This window comes from Paenibacillus pini JCM 16418 (assembly GCF_000576305.1).
Lineage (GTDB): Bacteria > Bacillota > Bacilli > Paenibacillales > Paenibacillaceae > Paenibacillus_AQ > Paenibacillus_AQ pini.
In genome coordinates this window covers 135142-157071 of record NZ_BAVZ01000007.1, presented here as the reverse complement: position 1 = coordinate 157071, position 21930 = coordinate 135142, and the positions used below count along the sequence as shown (strand labels likewise).

Genomic DNA, 21930 nt, shown 5'->3' with positions numbered 1-21930 from the left:
ACCCGATGAGAAAATTCGTCATACTCGGTGGAGGCTATGGAGGCCTCGCCATTATTCAAGGCCTTCTTAACCATCATTTGCCATCCGATATTGAATTGGTACTTGTGGATCGTATGCCGTTTCAAGGAATTAAAACCGAATATTATGCTCTCGCGGCGGGAACTGCATCTGATTTTGATTTACGTATTGCATTCCCAAATCACCCGCAGTTAACCAAAACATATGGAGACGTCACTTCCATTGACTTGGAGAATAAAACGGTCCATATGGATCAATCTGATCCGATTGTATACGATTATTTAGTCATTGCCTTAGGTTGTACAGATCGCTATCATGGCATACCCGGTGCAGAACTTTATTCAAACAGCATTCAGACATTCTCCAGCACCCGCCTGACTTATCAGCGCCTGAATGACGTTAAACCCTATGGGAATGTGCATATCATTGGTGGAGGACTAAGTGGCGTCGAAACCGCTGCCGAGCTCCGTGAGAGTCGTCCAGACCTCAATATTACGATTTTGGATCGAGGAAGCCGAGTTTTATCTGCATTCCCTGCTACAGTCTCCAAATACGTGGAACAGTGGTTTCAAGATCATGATGTGCAAACTCGCTCTCATATTTCAGTGTCACATTTGGAAGATGGCGTTGTTTTTAATGGAAATGAACCTATTCATTCGGATGTTACAGTTTGGACAGGGGGCATCCAGCCTGTGAAAGTGGTACAAGACCTTCAAGTACCTAAAGACACTGGTGGACGAGTGATTCTGAATCAGTATTATCAAATTCCAGATCATACCGAAGTCTTTGTGGTTGGCGACTGCGCTAGCATACCGTTCGCACCAAGTGCTCAAGCTGCCGGAGCTCAAGCAGAGCAAGTAGCTGAAATTATGCATGCCATCTGGCGTGGAGACACTCCAAAATTGCATAAAATTCATCTTAAGGGCACATTAGGTGCACTTGGTAGTAAAGCCGGATTCGGCCTAATGGGTAGAACCTCCGTAAAAGGAAGAGTACCCCGCATGTTGAAGAGCGGAGTACTCTGGTTATCTAGACGCCATTTTGGTTAGTCCAGATCAATCTGATCCCAAGCCTCAAGTTCCTTAATTTTGGCTAGAATTATTTCATACAGCTCATCAGCGCTGTCAGCATCTAAGATTTCACCATTTAACATCGCAAACGGCATCATGGCGCATTGGCCACAATTGGAGAGACAACCATATTCGATTACATCGTAATCGAGGTTCTCCTCCAGCTTATCCATAACTTCATCGGTGCCGAAGTGCATGTTATTTGTACAAAACTCAATGATGGGTCTCATCGTTTTATCACCTGCTCTATATTGATTCATCTAAAGATGGACTACCCTTAGTTTAACGATGGTTGTTCACTTAAGCAACGCCTCTTTAGTGACATCAACATATATAGCCATTTTATTTTACCTCGGATTGTAATATAATAATCATTATAGGAAAGGAGTTGAACAAAATGAGCGAAAACGCACAAGGTACAATGTACGATGAAGTATCAGAAGTGCTGGATAAGCTTCGTCCGTTCCTGCAGCGCGATGGCGGTGACGTGGAATTGGTCGACGTGGAAGACGGTATTGTGAAATTGAAATTGGTAGGTGCCTGCGGTAGCTGTCCAAGTTCCACTATTACTTTGAAAGCCGGGATTGAACGTGCACTGGTTGAGGAAGTTGATGGCGTCCAAGACGTTATCCAAGTGTTTTAATCCTATTTAATAAGTAAAGGAGCCCGCTTCTCTATTGAGAAGCAGGGCTCTTTTTTTATGACCATTGTTAATAAGAAGGATCAATCCAAGGACGAATGGGATCAAGACCGCCTGAAATATCCATAATGTTACCTGTAATGAAATCAGAATCATTCTGACATAAATAGTGAATGACCCGAGCAATATCCTCTCCGCTCCCAGGCCGTCCCCGCGGTGTCTCCGAATCCACCATGCCAACAACATCAGCAATACCCTTTTCTTTGTTGTCTCCACGGATATCTCCAGGACATACCATGTTAACGGTAATTCCAAACGGAGCCTCTTCAACCGCGAGTGTCTTCGTAAAAGATACCAGGCCGGTCTTAGCAGCGGCATATACAGCCCGATGAGGCCATGCCCTTGCTTCGCCTGCATGGCCAAAACCAAAGTGAATGATACGGCCCCATTTCTTCTTACGCATAGATGGTAGCACAAAATGATCAAGAAGCATTGTACCGAGCAAATTTCCTTGTATAAGTGAAATAATTTCTTCTTGCCTATATTCCGCAAATAGTCTTCTCTCACGGATAAAGGGTCCTGCATTATTTATTACAATATCGGCACTGCCGAGCTCTGCATCAACTTGCCGAACTAATCCTTCAATCTGAGAAGCGTCTGAAATATCCGCCTGAACAGCGATACAACGAACACCTAGCTCAATAATTTTCTGCTGTAGTTCTTCTGCTTCTGCCTCGCTGTGCACATAATTAAGTGCAATATCGCAGCCTTGGGTAGCCAACGTCAACGCTGTTTTTTTACCCAGTCCTTTGGCGCTGCCTGTAATGAGGGCAATCTTACCTTTCAACGTCTTTCCTCCTCCCCAAAGGGCAGTTCATCCGCTTACACTAAGCCTAACATTCTTCTGTTTAAACCTAAGTTCAGTCTATACAGTATAAAAGATTTACCAAGTCGCTACAACTCACTTGTCTGAAAGAGATGAGACAAAGAAAAAGCCACAGACGCAAGTGTCTGTGGCATGAAATCTAGTTATTTCATTTAATACGTATTTATTCTAATTTTGGACCATCTGTAGCTTAAAATGCTGGGATAACACCGTTGTAATTATCTTCGATAAACTTCTTCACATCGGCGCTAGTCAATGCAGCAGCCAATTTCTTCATTTCATCAGAATCTTTATTATCCGGACGCGCTACGAGGATGTTGGCGTATGGATTATCTTTATCCTCGATAAATAAAGCATCTTTCGTAGGGTCCAATTTGGCTTGAAGTGCATAGTTCGTATTAATAATAGCTAGATCGAATTCATCAAGCTGGCGTGGAAGCATAGCAGCATCGGATTCTATCAATTTGATATTCTTCGGATTCTCCGTGATATCCTTCACTGTAGAATCTACTTTGTTCTCGTCTTTCAGCTTAATGAGTCCTTTCTTAGCAAGCAAGCTCAGGGCGCGTCCACCATTCGTAGCGTCATTGGGAATACCGATAACAGCACCATCTGAAATTTCATCAATGCTTTTATGCTTTTTAGAGTAAGCACCCATCGGCTCCAAGTGAACAGCTACTACAGAAACTAGATCCATATTACGTTTAGCATTCTCACTATCAAGGTAGGGTTGATGTTGAAAGAAGTTCGCATCTAATGCTTTTTCAGACAATTGGACATTAGGTTGAACATAATCTGTATATTCCTTAATCACAAGCTTAACTCCTTCTTTCTCAAGAGCAGGCTGGATATGCTTTAGTATCTCTGCATGTGGCAATGGGCTTGCCCCTACTGTCAACGTGACAGTCTTATTCTCTCCAGCTGGTTCCGATGTTGTACCTTCTTTATCAGCTGTCTTATTTCCGCAAGCTGCGAGTACCGTAATTAACGCCAAACTTAGAAATGCAAGTAACCATTTTTTCATTTTCAATTCCCCCTAAAGTTTATAAGAATAATGAGATTTATATATGAGAAGGTTCCTGCATTTATTCTCTCGCACAAGGAATAAATGCATTCATACCTCTCTTAAAATCCGCATAGATCGGATGAAGACGCATTATTTTCGAGTAAAATGACGTACTAATCTGTCTCCGGCCATTTGCAATATTTGCACGAGAATGATCATGACGACGACCGCAATAATCATAACTTCTGCATCGTACCGAATGTAACCATAGCGGATCGCTAAATCACCTAATCCACCGCCACCAATCATGCCTGACATTGCTGTGTAAGATACCAAGGTAACTACAGTGATCGTAATCGCAGCGAACAAGCCGGGCCTAGCTTCGGGTAGGAGTACCTTCCAGACAACCTGTCCAGTCGAAGCACCCATAGACTGCGCAGCCTCAATGACGCCCCTGTCAACTTCGCGTAGCGACGTCTCAACCAATCTGGCAAAGAAGGGTGCTGCTCCAATGACAAGTGGAGGAATGGTGCCCAGGACACCATACGAAACACCTACGATAAGTTTGGTGAAAGGTAACAATACTACGATCAAAATAATAAACGGTACAGAACGCAAAATGTTAACAATAAATGACATGATTGCGTAGATGGCACGAATCCCATTAGAAGAAGATCGAGCGGTTTGGTACAATAGGATACCTAGTGCTAACCCTAAAATGATGGTAAAGAACGCTGAAGCTCCTAGCATCTTAAGAGTATCCAGTGTTGCTATACCTACTTCGCTCCAGTTCACATTTGTCTGAGAGAAATCCAGGCCCCACATCAGTCAATCACCTCCACGTCAAGACCTTTAGAGGCGATCTCAGCAATGGTTGCGTTTATCTTGTCCGCCTCTCCTTCAATACGGACAAAGAGTTGTCCATATGGCGTATCCTTGATCGTTGAAATGGTACCCTGAAGTATAGCAAAATCAACTCCAATTTCCCTAGCGGTTCTGGACAGAATGGCATCATAAGTTTGCTCACCTAGAAAGGTTATCTTAACGGTCTGTGAAAAGGCTCCATTTGTTCCATTACCACCTACAGTATGAATCCAATCTCCTACATTCGCTTCGCCACGGATAAAATCTCGAGTAACGGCATGCTGTGGTTTAAGAAATACTTCTGTCACAGGTCCCTGCTCTATAATGCCGCCTTGATGTATAACGGCAACGCGATCACAAATACTCTGAATGACATGCATTTCATGAGTAATCAGCACGATGGTCAGATTAAAGCGTTTATTAATATCCAGCAGCAGCTTCAGAATCGAATCCGTCGTTTGCGGGTCTAAAGCTGAAGTTGCTTCATCACATAAAAGCACCTGAGGATCACTCGCGAGTGCGCGAGCAATACCTACTCTCTGTTTCTGTCCACCCGATAATTGTGAAGGTATTTATCACGATGAGCTTCCAGATCAACCAAGGCTAGTAATTCACTTACTCTAGCATGGATATGCTCTTTATTTGCATGTGCAAGCTGGAGTGGAAATGCAATGTTATCGTACACGGTTGCCGAACTGAGTAAATTGAAATGCTGAAAAATCATCCCGATATTACGGCGTTCATGCTGCAATTGCTGTTTATTAAGTGCAGTTAACTCCACATCATTTACCCATACTTCACCTGATGTAGGCCGCTCCAGCAAATTCATACAACGGATCAGTGTACTTTTCCCTGCACCCGAGTGACCTATAACTCCGAAGATTTCGCCTTTCTTGATCGATAAATCAAGTGAGGTCAAAGCGTCGGTTATTTTATCGCCCTTGCCATATTTCTTAGTTAATTGTTTTAACTGTATCAACCAGATGTGCCTCCTTCACTAACGACTTCACTCCGGACACAAAAAAGCCCTCTTTGTTTGTAGAAACAAAAAGGGCTACTTTTATCCAAAAGTCGCTGCCTTCTCATCTCCCAACCGCCAAATCTCCTTGGGGTTGTAGGAATTAGCACCATGACATTTGAAAATACAGCCTCTGCTGTACATTCAAATCGGTTGCCGGGCTTCATCGGGCCTATCCCTCCGCCGCTCTCGATAAGAAAAAAGATTATGAAATTATAAAAGTTATGTTTTCTTAAAACAAGCTGTATTTTCAGTAAGTATAAAATTATTTGCTCGTTTTGTCAAAAAGAAATATTTTACTACATCTTCATACCCTTTTGAATGAATAAATCATTCGTATATTGAAATACAGTTAGCATCGTTTTACAAACCATATCCAGTCCTAATTTCAGATCCAGCAAATGTTTATCGAGATCCTCCAGCTCCACTCTATCGTGAAGTCCTTGATGACGCTGCCATAGATCATCCTGCATTTCGGAATTCATGTAGTGAATCTCTGCATTACGCCGCTTGCGTAGCACGTTCAATGTATATTTATACTCGTCTTTAATTACTGTGAGCTTGCTCGCAAGCTCTGTGTGTAAATTATAGTAAGCGAATTGACGCAATACCGTGAAGTATGAAAAATGAGGCTTTGTTTTAAATGTACTCAGGTTGAATAATTCATTTAATACGGTACCCAATTTGTCCAATATGGAGAAAACTCTAATGAATCCATTTTTATAAAAATAAACGTACCTCGCATACTCACTTTGTTCTTGAATGGTCATATCGTCCATATAACCCGCAATTACCAGTTTTCTAAAAAAGGAAGCCGCCGTCCAGCTCTGCTCCAGTTCATATAAAGAAGAAATCAGCCCGCGCGTCCATATTTCGAGTTTACGAAAGTCATGAGTTGGATCTTCACTCTTCTCCAGTTCCTCTCGAAGCAGTTTATTGGTCTGAGACATCGCCTCAATAGCTGTCTTCATTAGAACATTCTCTTGCCTTGGCATTTCTCCAAGTAACGAAAGAAGCATCCGTCTTCACCCCTCCACTCCATATTTGGCCGGTCTCCACATCTTCACTTAGGATGTCCTTAATGCAGCCACACTCATTCCAAAATAAAGCCCCCGAAAAATTCCTCGGAGACTTTATCTTAGACATATACAATGGTATTGAATTCATTACGTACTGATACATTATCGCTTATCTAGTGCTGAAGGTTTACTAAGCTGCCAAACGCGAACACTTGTATAGCAAAGTATTCCAAACAAAGAAGAAATTAGCAAGTTATGCAGCAGTGCGACAAAGAAATAAATTTCTGGCTTGTCCAGAGCATATACAATACCTGCTCCGCTGAACACTTGCATCAGGCAGAGGATGACTGCTGTAATTCCAAGCCCCTGAAGCTCCCGATTCCCTTTATTACTCCGATACGCATGGTAAGCCATTATGGCAATTAGAATAAATAAGAGCAATGCTGCTACTCGGTGCATGAAAGCAATTCCTACACCTCCAGAAAGCTCTGGAATGAATTTACCATTACATAACGGCCAACCGGAGCAACCTCCAGCCGAACTCGTATGACTGACGTAAGCTCCCAAATAAACAACAAAATATGAATATATGGTTACAGCCCATGTCAAGTTACGAAATAATTTGCCAACGCGAGGCAGTTCCACTTGAACAGGTAAATCCTTAATCTTATCCATTCTCCTTGCCCCAAGCGCCAGCATAAGTGAACTAGCAAAGGCAATCAATGAAAAACCAAAATGAAGAGCCAGCACCGCTGATGATTGAGAAATAACGACAGCAAGCGCACCCATGAATGCTTGTACCAACACAAACACAAGCGTCAAGATAGAATATACTCGCAGATCTCGACGTTTTTGGCAAAAAACCAAAAGCATAGCACGGCAATAACCGCGGTCAGTCCGGCTAAACCACTAACTAATCGATGTGAATATTCAATAAGTGAAGCAATGGTGTGGGCAGGAACAAACTTTCCTTGGCAAAGCGGCCACTCATGCCCGCATCCCAAACCCGATTCCGTTTTTGTCACGACTGTTCCACCAAACGTCGCACAGAACATGGTAATAAAGGTCAGATAACTGAGCCATTTCAACTGTTTTGTATTCAAATTTCGATCACCTGCTGCTCAAATTAAGAAACGAAAAATCGCTTTTTAGCACCGATACTTTATTTATACATCTAATATATTATACCTGATAACCCATCATAACACATAGCCTCTATGTGACAAAATATACAAAAAAATTCAAAATTAAAAAACACCGTTCCCATTGTTAACAGGAACGATGTTATATTTACATTTTTTATTTGTGAATGGATCTATAAATCTCAAGTGTATTGTTCAAATACTCTTCGATTTCTTCTCTGCTTTTACGATTCTTATTCACAAACCGCGATAGCTCACGCCCATCGGAAAAGGCAACAAAGCTTGGAATTCCTAAAATGTTTAGATCCTGGCTAATATCTTCAACTTCTTCAACATCAACCTCAACTAGCGTCAAGTCGTTCGCGAATCTCTTATCGATTTCAGGCATAAAGGGATCTAAAAATTTGCAATCTGAACACCAATCCGCTTTAAAAACAGCCACAGTTAGACGCGGGGATTGCGTTGAAACATCAAATTCAGCACGGGAAGTAACTTTTTGCATGATATACCATTCCTTTCTTGCCATCTCTTCACTTTAGTGAACCAAAATAAAGAGTGGAAGTCAAATTTTTAGACCATACTTATCATAAAACGATTTTACATGAAGGGAAGATCCGTCCATGCGGGACAGTCACGAAGATCACTCTGCTATGCCTGAGATTGTACGCCTGACCGCATCTCTTCCTAAAGCTGCCGTAGAAATGATTAAGGGCCGAATCGCAAGTTGGAAAGCGTCACAACTCCTTATCAAGCAACGTAGAAATATGGAATGGAAGAGCCCTGCCGCCCATCATATACGGGAGCAGCTGGAACGAATCATTCAAGATCGTATTTTTCTTCGGGATATCCCGTTGTATAGGGATCAGCTCAAATCTCGACGAACAGAGCAGGAGAAAGGCATTATTCAGGAAATCGAAGCCAGAACTGCTAAGTCCAATCGTAGTAATATTACACGTACTCGAGCTTACTTAAACTGTTATAAACAATTTCCTGAACTTCATTGGTCTTTTTTAGCACATATGGTCTCGCGTAACGCAGGCTGGAGCATGAGTGACTTAAAGGGTGGCCTCATGTCCGATCTAATGGAGCAGCCGATGCGAGAAGACATGTATCGACTACTTGAACGCTGTAATGCTCTTATTTTTCAAGATGCATATCCGCAGCTTCTCCTTTATATGTACAGTCGCACTTTAGGGAAAAGCCTCTTCCATTTGCTATCTGAATTTCACGTTTCGGCATTTATGCATCCATTTTGGGAACGCTTCTGGCTGGAACGTGATAGCGCCCTGCTAGCTACAGGACTCATCATTAACGAGCAGCAATATATTGAAGGCAGGGTCGTACAGCATCATTATTTTCAAAAACAAATACTTCGCAAACCTTCATTTCTTCTGCATAGTAAATTTCAGATGAACCAAATTATATTTCCATTAACGATTGAGCATCCTGTTCAAGACTCAAACCAGAGCTCACTCCCACAGGCAACCGGAATTTGCGGATTAATTTTAGAAGATTTTACCGATATCCATGAACGGATTGAGTTCGGTAAAAGTTTATATGCCATGCTGTTTGGATATCAGAATGTTCTCTCCGGTGTTCAAGCTTTTGCATTTACGGTCAAGCATCAAGGTTCTAGACAAGAATATTGGCCTGCGCTATTTACTGCGGATAAACAAACAGCTCTGAATTCCCCACAGGAGAGTTCAGAGCTGTTAAAGCAAGAATGGCTACCCGAGGGCAAGAATTTGTACAGTCCTTTGCTTAAAGACGTGTGGCAGGATATGCCTTATGAACCCATTCAACAGTATGACTGGTTCACTAACGCGAATGCTATAGTGCACATCACTCGACCTAGAAGGCCGCTGTTCATTGAAATGACGCATGCACATCGCCTGGCCCTGCAAAAGACAGCTATGATCCACGATGTCCAGAAGGCTTATTTCCCAGAGTAACAGAAGTTATAAGAATCTTATTAAGCTTAAGCTTAATTCCCTTCCGTTTTACTTGAGTTAAATCTCGAAGGCTGTAGACGCATTAACGGGCGCAAGATCTTTTGCAAGATGCGTGGATAGCTCGTCAGCTCTTGCTGGCGAAGTACTCCCAACATCACAAGTAGTACAAGGTATACGACTACAACAGCCCCACCTACAACAAGAGAAGTAATCAGAAAGGCTAATCTCGCTGGCATGACATGGACGAGCTGGATTCCAGCCTCATTTAGTCCATAACCCACCGCACCTGTGAGTATAACGGTAGAAAAAAAGCTCATCCAACGCTTATCCAGAATAGAGAAGGGTACGATAACTTTCAGCATTCTTAAGTTCAATAATGTAATAAATAAGAAACAGACTCCTGTGGCTGCAATAATACCGTATATGCCGATCCACTGGGCAAGAATGTAACTGACAATTAACTTGACGACAATACCAATCATAACGTTAACCATCGACAATCTAGCTTTGCCTAAGCCTAACAAAATAGAATTCGTTGTCATCATTGTAATTTGAAAGATGGTTCCAAAGGTTAGCAGCATAATAATCCAGCTTCCATCCAAACTTGCAAATAGTAAGCCATTTACGGAATAAGCTGCAGCACAAAGTGCAATAACAATTGGCATTCCTGTCAAAATGGCAATTCGCAGTGCAAGCATAATTTGCTGCTTCAAATGTGCCTCATCTTTTCGAGCAAACGCCGCAGATATAACCGGAATAAGCGAGGTACTTAAGGCAATAGCCAGAATTGGTGGAATACCAGCAATACTTTGGGCTCTGTTACCGAGAATTCCAAGTAACTGTGTTGCCTTGGCTTGTCCTATTTGCCCAGTTAGCAATGTGTTCACGATCGAAGAATCAATGAAATTGACTGCAGGCACTGCTAGGGAAGACAATACAATCGGAATAGATAGTGTAAAAATATCTTTATAGATGCCCATCAATGGAAGTTTGGCGTCTGCGCCAGCCTCTAACACTAGTTTCCGATCTTGTTCACGGATTTTAACTGTATAATACATCATGACCGCGAAAGCTCCGATACTTCCCAGCACTCCACCAAAAGAAGCACCAGCGGCAATCCAGCTATCGTTATACCCCATATGAAGCAGAATATAGGCTAACAGGATCGCTGTACCTACTCTGGCAAACTGTTCAACAATTTGCGATATACCGCCTGCAGACATATTATGTCGACCTTGAAAATAACCACGCATCATCGCAATGGTCGGAAACAGAAGTAGCGCAGGTGCTAGCGCCCGAATCGCAAGAGCAGACTCAGGAACTTTGATATAATTCGCATAAACTGGAGCAGCAAAATAGAGCAGCACCGTCATAATCACACCCATAAAGGCTGCGAATAACAGCGCTGCATGATACACACGTTGGGCTTCTCCCGGACGTTTGAGAGCATAGCGTTCGGATACCATTTTACTAAGCGTACTTGGAATCCCTGCCGTCGCTATCGTTAATAGCATTAAATATACATTGTTAGATACGGAGAACGACGCTCTGCCGACATCATTAAATAGATGATCCAGCGGCACACGCTGTACTAAACCTAGTACTCTTGCTACTAAAGCTGCTGCTGCTAATATTAGTGTTCCTTTGATGAAAGATTCTTTCTTAGCCAAGCTCCATTCCCCTTCTTCCTAGCAACACGCCTTACAGGCATATATAACTTGAATGCGAATCTTATTAAAAAGCGAATATCCAGATGAAGAAAATAACGATCATTGCCACTTGCAGTATAACCTTCATGACGATACTACTGAACATTCCGACAACCGAACCAAATCCGACTTTGGCCGATTTCTTGACGGAAGAACCAGCAAAGAGCTCACCAATAAAAGCACCCAGAAACGGACCAATGATTAGACCAAACGCCGGAATAACAAACGGTCCAATAATAACGCCAATAGTACTTAAGATAACCGACGCCCTCGAGCCGCCAAACTTCTTGGTTCCCCATGCGCTAACCACATAATCCGCTACGAACAATACAACCACGATTACCGATTGGATTATCCAAAACCAAACATTAAAATGCTGGAATGTGAAAAACCAACCGTAAACGAAAAATGCAAAGAAGATGGCGAGCGCTCCTGGTAGGATAGGGTATATAGCCCCAGCCAGTCCTACTGCAAATAAGGCTATAACGAGAATCCAACCGAGTATATCCATGGATCGAACTCACTCCTTAGCAAAAATATATTTGCGGATGACTTCTGCAATTCCATCCTCATCATTACTTGCGACTACTACATCTGCTTCATCCTTAACGACCTGTTGTGCATTCCCCATGGCAACGCCAAGTCCAGCTTTCTGAATGACCGCTAGATCGTTCATGCTGTCTCCTACCGCAATAACTTGGCTCACCTCAAGCCCAAGTAAGCTACACACTTGCGCTATTCCTGTTGCCTTGTTAATTCCTTGAGGATTAATCTCTAGGTTATGAGGCGAGGAATTCGTAATCTCAAGCCCACCGAGATCCTGAAGTTCCATTAAAATTTGATGACGAACATCATCATCTTCTGTATGAAACCCAAATTTGAGCCATTCTTGACCGTCGATTTCTGTCGTCCAATTTTCTTTGTTATACAAATGATCTACTGCATAGGCCCAGAACCATGTATCATAATGGGCTGCAATTCCGTACATTTTCTTAATCAAGTCTACATCCATCAGATACCTTTGATACAGATCATGAGGAGCACGCCAAATCTCGCTACCGTTGACCGTTACCATTGGAGTGGCTAATCCGAGTTGTTCACCGAATGGAAGAGCATTTCCAAAAGATCGACCTGTAGAAAGACATACATGGATACCATGTTCTTGTGCACGCTTAATCCATGATGATGTTTCTGGTGAAATTTGATGTTCATTCGTTAACAGTGTTCCATCCATATCTAGCGCCAATAATTTATAAGTGGTATTCATGACATGATGTCCCCCAGTGTAAGCGATTTATTTCACGATCTATTTCACATACCTTATGCAAACATATCGCCATTTTACCACAAACGTGCGAATACTCACAAAAAGGATTTTGCATCAATGAGGAACTAATAAAAAAATGACAGGTGCTAAGTTATACTTAACATCTGCCATTAATTAATCCATTATCTTGTTGTGGTTGAATCTGTAGTAGAACTCGCCGTTCCATCAGTAGCATTATCCGTAGATTTAGCCTTCTTCGGAATGCCATCTAGACCGTACACCTGATCATACGCATCAAACATTTTACGAGCAATAGGAGCCGCACTGCTTGAACCAAATCCACCTTCAGGAATAACAACAGCTACTGCGAGCACTGGGTTATCTCTTGGTGCGTATGCAATAAATACCCCGTTATCCACGGGCTTACCGCCAACCGTTTGGGTAGAGGTACCTGTTTTACGAGCAAAGGAGTAAGGGAAATCTCCAAATGCCGAAACTTCACTCTTCATTCCACGTTTGATCTCATTCCAATATGATTTGTCAAAATCAGCCGTAACCGAGTTCAGTACTTCCGGCTTAAATGTCTTAACTACATTCCCCTTGTCGTCCACAATTTTGCTAACTAGTTGTGGTTTCATTCGTTTACCCTCGTTAGCAAGCATTGCCGTATACTGTGCGAGTTGCAATGTCGTGTATTTACCCTGTTGTCCAAATGAGGCATAGGCCATCGCGGATTGCGCACTACCGGTCTTCGCCTCATTCACGTACTCACGGATGCCTTTAAATTCACCAGGTAGTCCGCTCCCCGTACTCACACCCAGTCCAAATTGTTTCATGTATTCGTCCCACTTATTGACACTCTCACTACCATATTTCTCATACAGCTTCACACCGATCTTATCGACCATGAAGGCATTGGATGATTTCTCGATAGCACGCGCTGGGTCCATCCCGCCATATACGTGACCCTGAGAGTTTTGAACACGCGTCTGATGGCCCTCTTTACCAAAATACGCAGCACCCTTATCTTGATAATAGGTGTTGGTCGTTATGAGACCTTCCTTAAGACCAATAAGTACACTTAACGGTTTCATAGTAGAACCAAGCAATACAACGGACTCTGGATGAGCACCTTTTTTTCCCGGGTTAAACGAACGGATCGTCCCGTTCATATAAATGTTCTGAATTTTATCCCAGTTGTCAGAAGAGATGCTGCCCGTATTCCACATATTCGTATCGTAATCCGGTAAACTTGCCATCGAAACAATATTTCCTGTCTTCACTTCCATAGCTACTGCAAAACCCGTTGTCGCGTTTGGGTGTGTTTTACCCGATACTAAATGTGAATGCAGCCAAGTAAGCTGATCCTTAATCGCATTTTCTGTCTCCAGTTGAATTTCCTTGTTAATCGTTGAGTAGATATCATTACCTTTCACAGGTGGAACGATTTCATCAACGCCCTCAGGCATATTGCGCGGGTTAATAGGTACTTTCTTATAACCGTTCTTACCACGAAGCTGGTCCTGATATAACAACTCCAGCCCATCGAATCCAACAAACTCAGGCTCTGTATACGTTAGACCTGGATCATTTATAATGTCTGGATTTTTCTGTCTAGAATCAATATTCTGATACTTCCCTAATCTCTTTGATCCACTGAACGTACGAATATAACCGATAGTTTGAACAGCTACGGTATCCGGATCATAGTGACGAACACTTTCTTCTTCAACGTCAATGCCTGGAAAGTCAGATTTATGCTCCATAAAATACGCGATTTCTTTATTGGTAAGGTCCATCTTAATTCGTCTCGATAAATAACCCGCATATTTTTTATAATCCAAATCCATCGCATCGATCACGTCTTGCTTCGTTAACTTCTTATCAACCTTTGGATCACCATATTTATCAAATATAGTAACCAATTTCTCAGCCAGCGCCTCTGCTTCCGGCCTATTCTTCATTCCGTTCACCGTACTGTAGTCTTTCATCAGCATTATATAAAGGGAGTGCGTAGGTGTAGAATAGGCTAATTTAACGCCAGCAGAATCATATATCGTCCCTCGATCTGGAGGTAACGGTACGTCTTTCACGATATTGCTTGATTCTTTCTCCGTCAGCATAGGACCTTCTACAAACTGTAAAATCGCAAGCCTCACAATAATCACACAGAAAATGATAAACGTACTGAAAAAAAACAGGTTAATCCTCAGACTAAAGCCGCCTTTTTCTTTACTATCTTTCTGCTGTGGATGATCCGGCGTATAATCACTCACCGGTTCTCCCCCTCTCTAGCTGTATTCAACATACTGGGTATTATTTTATCATAAAAATGAACTCTCAACACCTTTCGACAATATTCACTATCCGAATACCAAGAAACCCGGAGTTCACTAGGAATTCCGGGTTCGTATACCATATCCAATTAATGATTGGATTCATTATTTTGCAATCTTTCCGATTTTGCATTAGCTGAATTTTCTGCTGTTTTAGCAGCATTCATCGCTTTCTTCGGAACCCCGTCCAGACCATATTCTTCGTCATATGCATCGAATATTTTACGTGCAATCGGAGCAGCACTAGAACCCCCGAATCCTCCCTCAGGGATAATCACGGCTACCGCAAGCTTCGGATGATTACGAGGGGCATAGGCTATAAACACACCGTTATCCCGCATTTTCCGGTTAGCATCCTGCTGCGAAGTTCCCGTCTTCCGCGCAAAATCATAGGGAAACCCGTTAAAGGCATCTACTTTAGTGTTCATACCTCTTTTGATTAAGCTCCAATAGGCCTTATCCGACGGATCGGGCTTAATCGTATTCAGCACTTCACGTTTATAGGTCTTAATTACTTTGCCACTTTGATCCGTAATTTTACTCACAATCTGCGGTTTAATTCGTACACCCTCATTAGCCAACGTTGACGTATACTGTGCTAATTGTAGCGGAGTATATTTCCCTCCCTGCCCAAAAGAGGCATATACCAAGGACGCCTGTACACTTCCCGTTGCATCCGTGTCCATATAATCGGCAATGCCCTTTCTTTCATTAGGCAGGTCAATGCCCGTAAGTACTCCGAGTCCAAATTCTTTCATGTACTTATCCCATAGATTAAGTGCTCCTTTACGTTTAGATAAAGGGTTACCTACCATATCAATCATGAATGCATTTGAAGACATTTCGATGGCTTTAGCAGGTGTTTTGAAATATCCATAGCTATGATTTTGTGAATTACGGACTGAGAATTTCTTATCTTTACCAAAGTACGCAATACCAACATCATTATAATCTGTCGTTGTTGTAAACAATTTCTCGCGCAGGCCTATAAATACACTCAGTGGTTTAATGGTGGAGCCCAGCAATACAGTGGAATCAAGATTATTAGCGGACCTGCCGGATGAGATACCGGTAATTGTTCCATTCATATAATTATTATTTAGTTTCTTGAAATTCTCAACCGATGCAGTTCCTGTCCCCCATATGTTCGTGTCATAATCGGGCATACTTGCCATGGCCACGATCTTTCCTGTATCGACTTCCATAGCAACCGCGTATCCTGTTTTAGCCTCCGGATGGGTTCTGCCGCCCGAGATGAGATGCGTCTGGATATAGCTTAATTCATCCATAATGGCCTGTTCTGTCTTCATTTGAACCTGTTTGTTAATCGTTAACCAAACGTTATTTCCTTTGACGGGAGGAACGATTTTATCTACTTCTTCTGTAATGTATTGTTTATTAATCGAAATCTGTTTATAGCCATTCTTACCTCTCAGCTGATCCTGGAAAGAAAATTCAACACCATCGAAGCCGACCAATTCATCTCTCAGGTACATTTGATCCGGAAGTAACTGTGACTTATTATTTTCCCTTGCTTTATCATAAAAATGAAGCGTTTCAGTTGATTTAAAATATTTAGTATACCCTACTGTCTGAACAGCAACGGTATCTTTATCATACTGCCGGTAACTTTCTTCTACCACATCAAGGCCCACAAATTCAGAGCGATGCTCCATGAAATAGGCAATTTCATTATTGGTTAGCCCCGCTTTAAGTCGGCGTGGACTATAGCATTATCTGTTTTAGAGTCCAAGTCCATTGCAGCTAAAATATCATCTTTGGTTAAGGGTTTTGCATTGGGATTTCCTAATTTCTTAGATATTTCCGCAATTTTGGTCGCCATTTGCTCCGCCTTTGGCCTATTCTTTCTACCTTCTGTCGTTGTTATTCTGTAATCTTCAAACAACATAATATATAACGAACTAATTGGTTTTGAATAAGCAAGCTTCACTCCTGTATCATCAAATATAATTCCTCGGTCAGGAGGCAAAGGAATATTCCTCATATCTAGTGCTGCAATTTTATCTGACATGGTTGGTGCTTCTACGAATTGAATAATAGCAAGCCGAATAATAATAACGCAAAATATGACAAATGTACTAAAGAAAAATAGATTCATACGTAATCCTGAACTATGATTATCGCCTTCTGACTGATGCTGTGTACGTTCTCTAACTATAAAACGCAAGTAAGATACCTCATTTCCCCACAAAGGCATATTTAGAATATTATTCCATTCTAAATATAGCACATTTATCCAATTGTATTCATCATTTCCCGGGCTATAAAATGGACGATGTCTTTATAAGGATAATTTGCTGACTGTGGACAAACCTTGTCGATTTTGTTCATTTACTTTGGACTGGGCAATTATAAAAGGAGATGAAGCAAAGGAGTTGAGTGAAGGTATATTCACAAGATTCATAAGGAGGGGCATAGATGGAATGGATATATGCAGCAGAGATGCCTATTAGCATTTCTGCAACAAAACTCATCTACGCTGACATATATCTTCTATGATGTATTTAAATCTATTTATAAAGCTTTTATTGGTAAAGCTTCAACCATTTGAGCAGGTGCTCTTTCATCATTTCACGATATTGTAAGGGTTCTAGAATTTCAGCATCAGCCCCATACTGACGCAAACAACTTAAGAATTCAATAGTATCCGTCACTAACCACTCATAGATTAAACTACCATCGGAACCTGAAACACGGTCCAATAAAGCGTATTTATGTTCACATGACTTAAACATTTCTGTAACAACAGACGATAATTTAATTTTGAAAAGTAAAGGAGCCGTTGATTCCTGTACATCAGGTGTAGGTGATTCATGGTGAGAATTCTTATGTACGGTATAGAAACGATCGTCCAGAACTTCTATTTGTTTAAAATAATGTAAGGGATACGTTAACACTTCCCCTGTGCTATGGTTACGTCCCAACAGCTTAAAATCTTGCTTACACGGAATTAATAGGTAAGGATCAATTCGGCTTTGGGTCATATCTTGTTGTTCAGGAAGGCGGTAATGAGCATATATTGTATGATGGTTAAGGGTTGCCATAAGTACTGGAATCAAGAAATCAGACTTTTCCTTCGCTCCCCTTACTAGCTCTTTTTTGTCTTTCTTATTCGATACATATTCTGAATCTTGATCATCCAGCTGCTCAATCTCCATTCGATCAGCCTTTTGCTTATGATTAGCTGCCATCACTTTTTCATAGGCACTTTCAAATCCTTGCGGTAAAATAGGTCTTAACTGATCCATAATCGTAGGAAGTTCAGTGAAAGCCAGCATTTCTTCTTCCGTCCAGTCCAATGGATGGAGGGCGAAGTTTCCAATAAATTTGTACCCTTTACCATATCCTTGATGCGTAATGGGAATATGCATTGCACTTAATGCATCCATGTCACGATATATGGTTCGTTCACTGGTTCCACACCGTTCTGACAATTCCCTTGCTAGGATGCCAGGCTTGGCTTGAATTAAAGTAATGATACGCATTAATCGAATAAGACGGTCTGTCATGTGGATTCTCCTAGCTCATATAGTAAATTAGACTCATTTTTCAACTATATGTAGTCCATTCGACTTGTAGCAAAGTGAATCCTTCTTTTCAAAAATATAACTTTCGACTCATTTAACCGCTTATTATCTGTGCTTTTCCTCTGCTTGTATATGTTTTCACATATCGTTCACTAAGTTGATATAACATTGTTGCTTCTTCTAACAGTCTTACGTCAGAATGGCGAACTGCATTAATTAATAGTTCATCGCCTTTACGTCTAAGCATCCATTCGCCCTGAACCAGGTCACCATGTTCAAATAATCGGATCGCTTCCTTAAGAATACCTGGTGTCTCAAGAAGTTTGATATGTTTCTTCACATAAAAATCTTCAGGTTGCTGTAATAAGCCCATATGATATGTGTATTGAATATAGATTTCTCTAACAGGGAGCTCCTTCATTCGCTCCTTGTTCTTTTCTTTAAACCTCCATTGAGCTGAAAGTACACCATGCAAGCCTACAGTTTGAGGCTGGAAGGCAAATTCAATGGCAATGAATTGTTTAACGCCATCATATAAATGCCCCAAAGGAATCATTATAGAATCATTAATACTTTTAATTGGCTTCGCACCATGTACTTTTACCAACGAAACATTGGGCTCTAACCAGAGCAGCAATTGAACATCTCGGGCAATAAGCTTAGGTGTAGATCGCCTTCTATTTTGACGTATTGTTCCACCGTACCATTCGACCAATAAGAAAACCCTATTTGTACCACTTGCATAAATATTTTTACGACTCCACATAAAATTAGCTTGAATACCTGACTGCATGGATTCACCCCTTTCTATTCTTATTTTCATATCGTACCAATAGTAGTTGACATCATGTTGTCACGGAACACATGTTCCCATGTATAATTTTGTAAAATATTGATTTTTTTAAGTCATTAACGTGTAATAAGTCCTATGATTTTTCGTAGCACCCAGTTCTTTAGACCTCTAAATACTGTCGAATAACGTAAGCATACAAAAAAAACTGGAGACAATTAAGTCTCCAGTCCTTCGCATTCCCTATATAGTTTCATTTTATTGCAATGATATTAATTAGTGACAATCTCCGACTGTTGATGAGAAGATTGTGTCGTTAGATCGTTAAAAATGACTGGTGCATACGTAATTTTATCAATCCAAATTTCTTTACCAATGGGTTCATCGTTTACCATAATCATAATTTTTTTGTATTTCTGTTCATTGAATCTCATTTCCTTCTACTCCTTTAGTTCTTCTATATAATTTTGACAAAAATCGTCAGCATGTGTAATACGGATCAGCTCGTAAACAATAAGTTTGTGGAATTCATAAGTGGCTCTTTCTCTCATTACCCTCTTTCCATAAGATTTAAACATAAATCGATTTCTAAATGATTCTAATGGGTTAATGTATCTTATAGCTTCTTCTTACGTATTATCCATTGTTCTTATTCTATGCTGTAGGTGGTGAAAAGATGACTAAACAAATTGTCGCTCATTTCGTTCGTTCTTTTTTTATATCCTTATTGATCTTTTGCGGATTTCTATGGCTTCCTGCTTCTTCAGTTCAAGCAAACTATTTCCAAGACTTTTATAAAGGTATCGAACAATTTTCAGACTTGCCTAGTCAAGTCAATCAATTAAAAGAAAATTATCAACAGACTGTTGATGAATTAAATAAGGCACAAGCCAATATTAAAGCTTATCAAGATCAGAATGCTCAACTCATCGAGCAAAATCGCCAACTTGCTTCAACTGTACAGCAGTTAAAAGAAAGCAATGATGCTAAGACTTCCAGTTACCATAAACTCAAAGTAATATGTATTACAGTTCTGCTACTGACTATAGGTTACTTTGTTCTGATACGCATTCTTAGATATACCATGCGCCGTTCTAACCGAAGATGATAGGAGTTTTTCTTGAAAGGGGAAAGAAAGTTTGAATATTCAAGTTTCACAACATGGCAACACAGGAAGCGGACAAGCCGTTAGCTTCTCTCTTACCAAAGGAGATCAAATGCATATTTTGCACCCCGAGCAGATTGTAGCCTACAGGGGACCCTCCGACGGTCGAAGTGACCGGTTTATGAATGTGAATGGCATGTACCGCAAACGACGACTGATCCAGGCTGATATGAGCGGGCCTTGTCAGTTTACAGCTGCGCTCCCCCCGGGATTTGCTATGAAGACCGTTGAACTAAACGAAGGTAGCGACTTACTATATGAGTTTCGTAATTTATTCTTTTATAGTCAAGGCGTTACCATGCAGACCCGCATCTTGCGTATCAAAAATATGCTCATAACTCGTGATGCGGTCAAAATGAAATTTTCCGGTACCGGTACGATTGGCATTCTGACGGAAGGAGCAGTCTGCGAGACCGAACTGCATCCGTCACAGCGATTTATATTGATGCGGGTAGCATTATTGCATATCCTGAGAACGCCAAATTGGAATTAACCGTATATGGGAATACATTGGCGAGTCAGCATATGAGTTATCACTGGAAAATGACGGGGCAGGGTACCGTATTATTCACGGCAGGGCGGCAAAATCATAAACTTCAAAAAGATATGGAAAATGACGGAATCATTAAAAGAATTTTGCGTGAAGTTATTCCTTTTGGAGGTATCTTCATTAAATAAGATATGTTTAATGCTGAAGCCGAGATATAATTCGGCGTTTTTTGTACAACATTTGACCAGCCTCTGCTACATCCTCAATGGTTCCCTTGTTGCTAATCGAACCAAAGACAATTCCCGCAACGGGGACAAGCTGGAACAACTTCTTAAAGCCGAAACTATCGCGGTAGGTTTGTACAACTTCACGCCAGCCTTGAATTTGAGAAATCACCTGTACAGACTTATCATCCATTTCAAATTGAGCGAGTTCCTCAAGCACTGCCTTTTTACCGACAATATCGGCGGAAGCAAACTGCAGGCATTTAACGATAAATACCCGTTCCTTCTCCTCGCGGGGATCATATCCGTAGCAAAGAGCAATTTCTTGCAGTACTTTAAGTGATAATCCCAATACGGCAGGAATATCTGCAGCCAAGGTGAAAACTCCGCCCACGCCTGTTGTAGCACCTTGTGCAGCGGCAAAGCGCACTCTACTTTTAACCATTTCATCTGTAATTTGATCCATCATAGCTAGCGGCAGTTGTGAAACTTCTTCAAGCGTGGGATCTTCATCTATAAACTTTGCATAACGCTTCATCACGGATTTCTGCTGTACCAAATATTGTCCACCTGTTTGAATAAACCGACCTACTTCCGCTAAACCTTTTCCGAGAATATCCCTTATAAATTTGGGCGTCAATCGGTCGAGCACCATGAACGGCAATCGACTAATCTTGTCCCAAAGCCATACCTTCTTCTGATTCTTCTCCCACGCGTAAATTTTCAGCAGCTCAGTTTCAAGGTCTTCCTTCGACTCCATTTGTAACATGATTGTAGCTCCTCTAT

Annotated in this window: 20 protein-coding genes, 3 pseudogenes and 1 riboswitch; of the genes and pseudogenes, 5 read left to right on the top strand and 18 right to left on the bottom strand. The window is 41.3% G+C overall.

All coding sequences use genetic code 11. The features are described from left to right. The first annotated feature begins 5 nt into the window (after nucleotides 1–5). On the top strand, nucleotides 6–1067 hold the full coding sequence (locus JCM16418_RS12205; protein ID WP_036649177.1) for an NAD(P)/FAD-dependent oxidoreductase: 1062 nt from the start codon (nucleotides 6–8) through the stop codon (nucleotides 1065–1067). Here JCM16418_RS12205 and JCM16418_RS12200 read toward each other — a convergent pair. Continuing rightward, complete coding sequence (locus JCM16418_RS12200) at nucleotides 1064–1318, bottom strand: YuzB family protein (RefSeq protein WP_036649174.1); 255 nt, start codon at nucleotides 1316–1318, stop codon at nucleotides 1064–1066. The two genes, JCM16418_RS12205 and JCM16418_RS12200, sit on opposite strands and share 4 nt — an antisense overlap. A 167-nt stretch (nucleotides 1319–1485) precedes the next feature. Here JCM16418_RS12200 and JCM16418_RS12195 point away from each other — a divergent pair, with 167 nt between their 5' ends. Further along, a complete protein-coding gene (locus tag JCM16418_RS12195) occupies nucleotides 1486–1731 on the top strand; it encodes a NifU family protein (RefSeq protein WP_036649172.1) in 246 nt (81 codons plus the stop codon). Between the two features lie 67 nt (nucleotides 1732–1798). Here JCM16418_RS12195 and JCM16418_RS12190 read toward each other — a convergent pair whose 3' ends face one another. The 8 genes and pseudogenes from JCM16418_RS12190 to JCM16418_RS12155 form a co-directional block, all read right to left on the bottom strand. Next, nucleotides 1799–2575, bottom strand: a complete 777-nt coding sequence (locus JCM16418_RS12190) for an SDR family oxidoreductase (RefSeq protein ID WP_036649168.1) — start codon at nucleotides 2573–2575, stop codon at nucleotides 1799–1801. Between the two features lie 229 nt (nucleotides 2576–2804). Continuing rightward, nucleotides 2805–3638, bottom strand: coding sequence for a MetQ/NlpA family ABC transporter substrate-binding protein (locus JCM16418_RS12185; RefSeq protein ID WP_036649165.1), 834 nt, complete (start codon nucleotides 3636–3638; stop codon nucleotides 2805–2807). Between the two features lie 132 nt (nucleotides 3639–3770). Next, nucleotides 3771–4445, bottom strand: coding sequence for a methionine ABC transporter permease (locus JCM16418_RS12180; protein WP_036649162.1), 675 nt, complete (start codon nucleotides 4443–4445; stop codon nucleotides 3771–3773). After that, nucleotides 4445–5463: pseudogene (locus tag JCM16418_RS12175) on the bottom strand (methionine ABC transporter ATP-binding protein). Before JCM16418_RS12175 ends, JCM16418_RS12180 begins: the two are co-directional and overlap by 1 nt. A 100-nt stretch (nucleotides 5464–5563) precedes the next feature. Beyond that, nucleotides 5564–5701, bottom strand: a riboswitch (SAM riboswitch). 100 nt (nucleotides 5702–5801) lie between these two features. Beyond that, nucleotides 5802–6521, bottom strand: a complete 720-nt coding sequence (locus JCM16418_RS12165; RefSeq protein WP_036649156.1) for a Cthe_2314 family HEPN domain-containing protein — start codon at nucleotides 6519–6521, stop codon at nucleotides 5802–5804. A gap of 162 nt (nucleotides 6522–6683) precedes the next feature. Beyond that, nucleotides 6684–7394, bottom strand: a complete 711-nt coding sequence (locus JCM16418_RS12160; RefSeq protein WP_306304777.1) for a COX15/CtaA family protein — start codon at nucleotides 7392–7394, stop codon at nucleotides 6684–6686. Continuing rightward, nucleotides 7340–7576: a COX15/CtaA family protein gene (locus JCM16418_RS26655; protein ID WP_306304776.1), complete on the bottom strand. Its 237-nt coding sequence runs from the start codon at nucleotides 7574–7576 to the stop codon at nucleotides 7340–7342. Before JCM16418_RS26655 ends, JCM16418_RS12160 begins: the two co-directional genes overlap by 55 nt. Before the next feature lie 244 nt (nucleotides 7577–7820). Next, the gene (locus JCM16418_RS12155) at nucleotides 7821–8165 is read right to left on the bottom strand and encodes a thioredoxin family protein (protein WP_036649153.1); all 345 of its coding nucleotides are present in this window, start codon (nucleotides 8163–8165) and stop codon (nucleotides 7821–7823) included. A 118-nt stretch (nucleotides 8166–8283) separates the two neighbouring features. Between JCM16418_RS12155 and JCM16418_RS12150 the strand changes: the two genes are divergently transcribed. Beyond that, on the top strand, nucleotides 8284–9615 hold the full coding sequence (locus JCM16418_RS12150) for a DUF2515 family protein (RefSeq protein WP_036649150.1): 1332 nt from the start codon (nucleotides 8284–8286) through the stop codon (nucleotides 9613–9615). A gap of 32 nt (nucleotides 9616–9647) precedes the next feature. On the opposite strand, the gene JCM16418_RS12145 is transcribed toward JCM16418_RS12150, so the two are convergent. From JCM16418_RS12145 to JCM16418_RS25290, 8 genes and pseudogenes are all read right to left on the bottom strand, one after another. Continuing rightward, entirely contained in the window at nucleotides 9648–11285 is a 1638-nt protein-coding gene (locus tag JCM16418_RS12145) for a putative polysaccharide biosynthesis protein (RefSeq protein ID WP_036649147.1), read from the bottom strand. Between the two features lie 64 nt (nucleotides 11286–11349). Next, nucleotides 11350–11835 carry a DUF456 domain-containing protein gene (locus JCM16418_RS12140; RefSeq protein ID WP_036649144.1) on the bottom strand — a complete coding sequence of 162 codons (486 nt, stop codon included), beginning with the start codon at nucleotides 11833–11835 and terminating at the stop codon, nucleotides 11350–11352. A gap of 9 nt (nucleotides 11836–11844) precedes the next feature. After that, the gene (locus tag JCM16418_RS12135) at nucleotides 11845–12591 is read right to left on the bottom strand and encodes a Cof-type HAD-IIB family hydrolase (RefSeq protein WP_036649140.1); all 747 of its coding nucleotides are present in this window, start codon (nucleotides 12589–12591) and stop codon (nucleotides 11845–11847) included. Between the two features lie 182 nt (nucleotides 12592–12773). Then, the gene (locus JCM16418_RS12130; protein WP_036649138.1) at nucleotides 12774–14867 is read right to left on the bottom strand and encodes a peptidoglycan D,D-transpeptidase FtsI family protein; all 2094 of its coding nucleotides are present in this window, start codon (nucleotides 14865–14867) and stop codon (nucleotides 12774–12776) included. A gap of 149 nt (nucleotides 14868–15016) precedes the next feature. Continuing rightward, nucleotides 15017–17145: pseudogene (locus JCM16418_RS12125) on the bottom strand (peptidoglycan D,D-transpeptidase FtsI family protein). Between the two features lie 328 nt (nucleotides 17146–17473). Next, a complete protein-coding gene (locus JCM16418_RS12120; protein ID WP_036649136.1) occupies nucleotides 17474–18457 on the bottom strand; it encodes a helix-turn-helix transcriptional regulator in 984 nt (327 codons plus the stop codon). 112 nt (nucleotides 18458–18569) lie between these two features. Continuing rightward, nucleotides 18570–19268, bottom strand: a complete 699-nt coding sequence (locus JCM16418_RS12115; RefSeq protein ID WP_036649134.1) for a hypothetical protein — start codon at nucleotides 19266–19268, stop codon at nucleotides 18570–18572. A gap of 269 nt (nucleotides 19269–19537) precedes the next feature. Then, on the bottom strand, nucleotides 19538–19699 hold the full coding sequence (locus JCM16418_RS25290) for a hypothetical protein (RefSeq protein WP_162832474.1): 162 nt from the start codon (nucleotides 19697–19699) through the stop codon (nucleotides 19538–19540). A 242-nt stretch (nucleotides 19700–19941) separates the two neighbouring features. Here JCM16418_RS25290 and JCM16418_RS12110 point away from each other — a divergent pair, with 242 nt between their 5' ends. Both JCM16418_RS12110 and JCM16418_RS12105 read left to right on the top strand, forming a co-directional pair. Next, on the top strand, nucleotides 19942–20373 hold the full coding sequence (locus tag JCM16418_RS12110; RefSeq protein ID WP_052020238.1) for a hypothetical protein: 432 nt from the start codon (nucleotides 19942–19944) through the stop codon (nucleotides 20371–20373). Between the two features lie 31 nt (nucleotides 20374–20404). Next, nucleotides 20405–21108: pseudogene (locus JCM16418_RS12105) on the top strand (AIM24 family protein). A 7-nt stretch (nucleotides 21109–21115) separates the two neighbouring features. Here JCM16418_RS12105 and JCM16418_RS12100 read toward each other — a convergent pair. Then, entirely contained in the window at nucleotides 21116–21913 is a 798-nt protein-coding gene (locus tag JCM16418_RS12100) for an EcsC family protein (protein ID WP_052020237.1), read from the bottom strand. Nucleotides 21914–21930 lie beyond the last annotated feature (17 nt).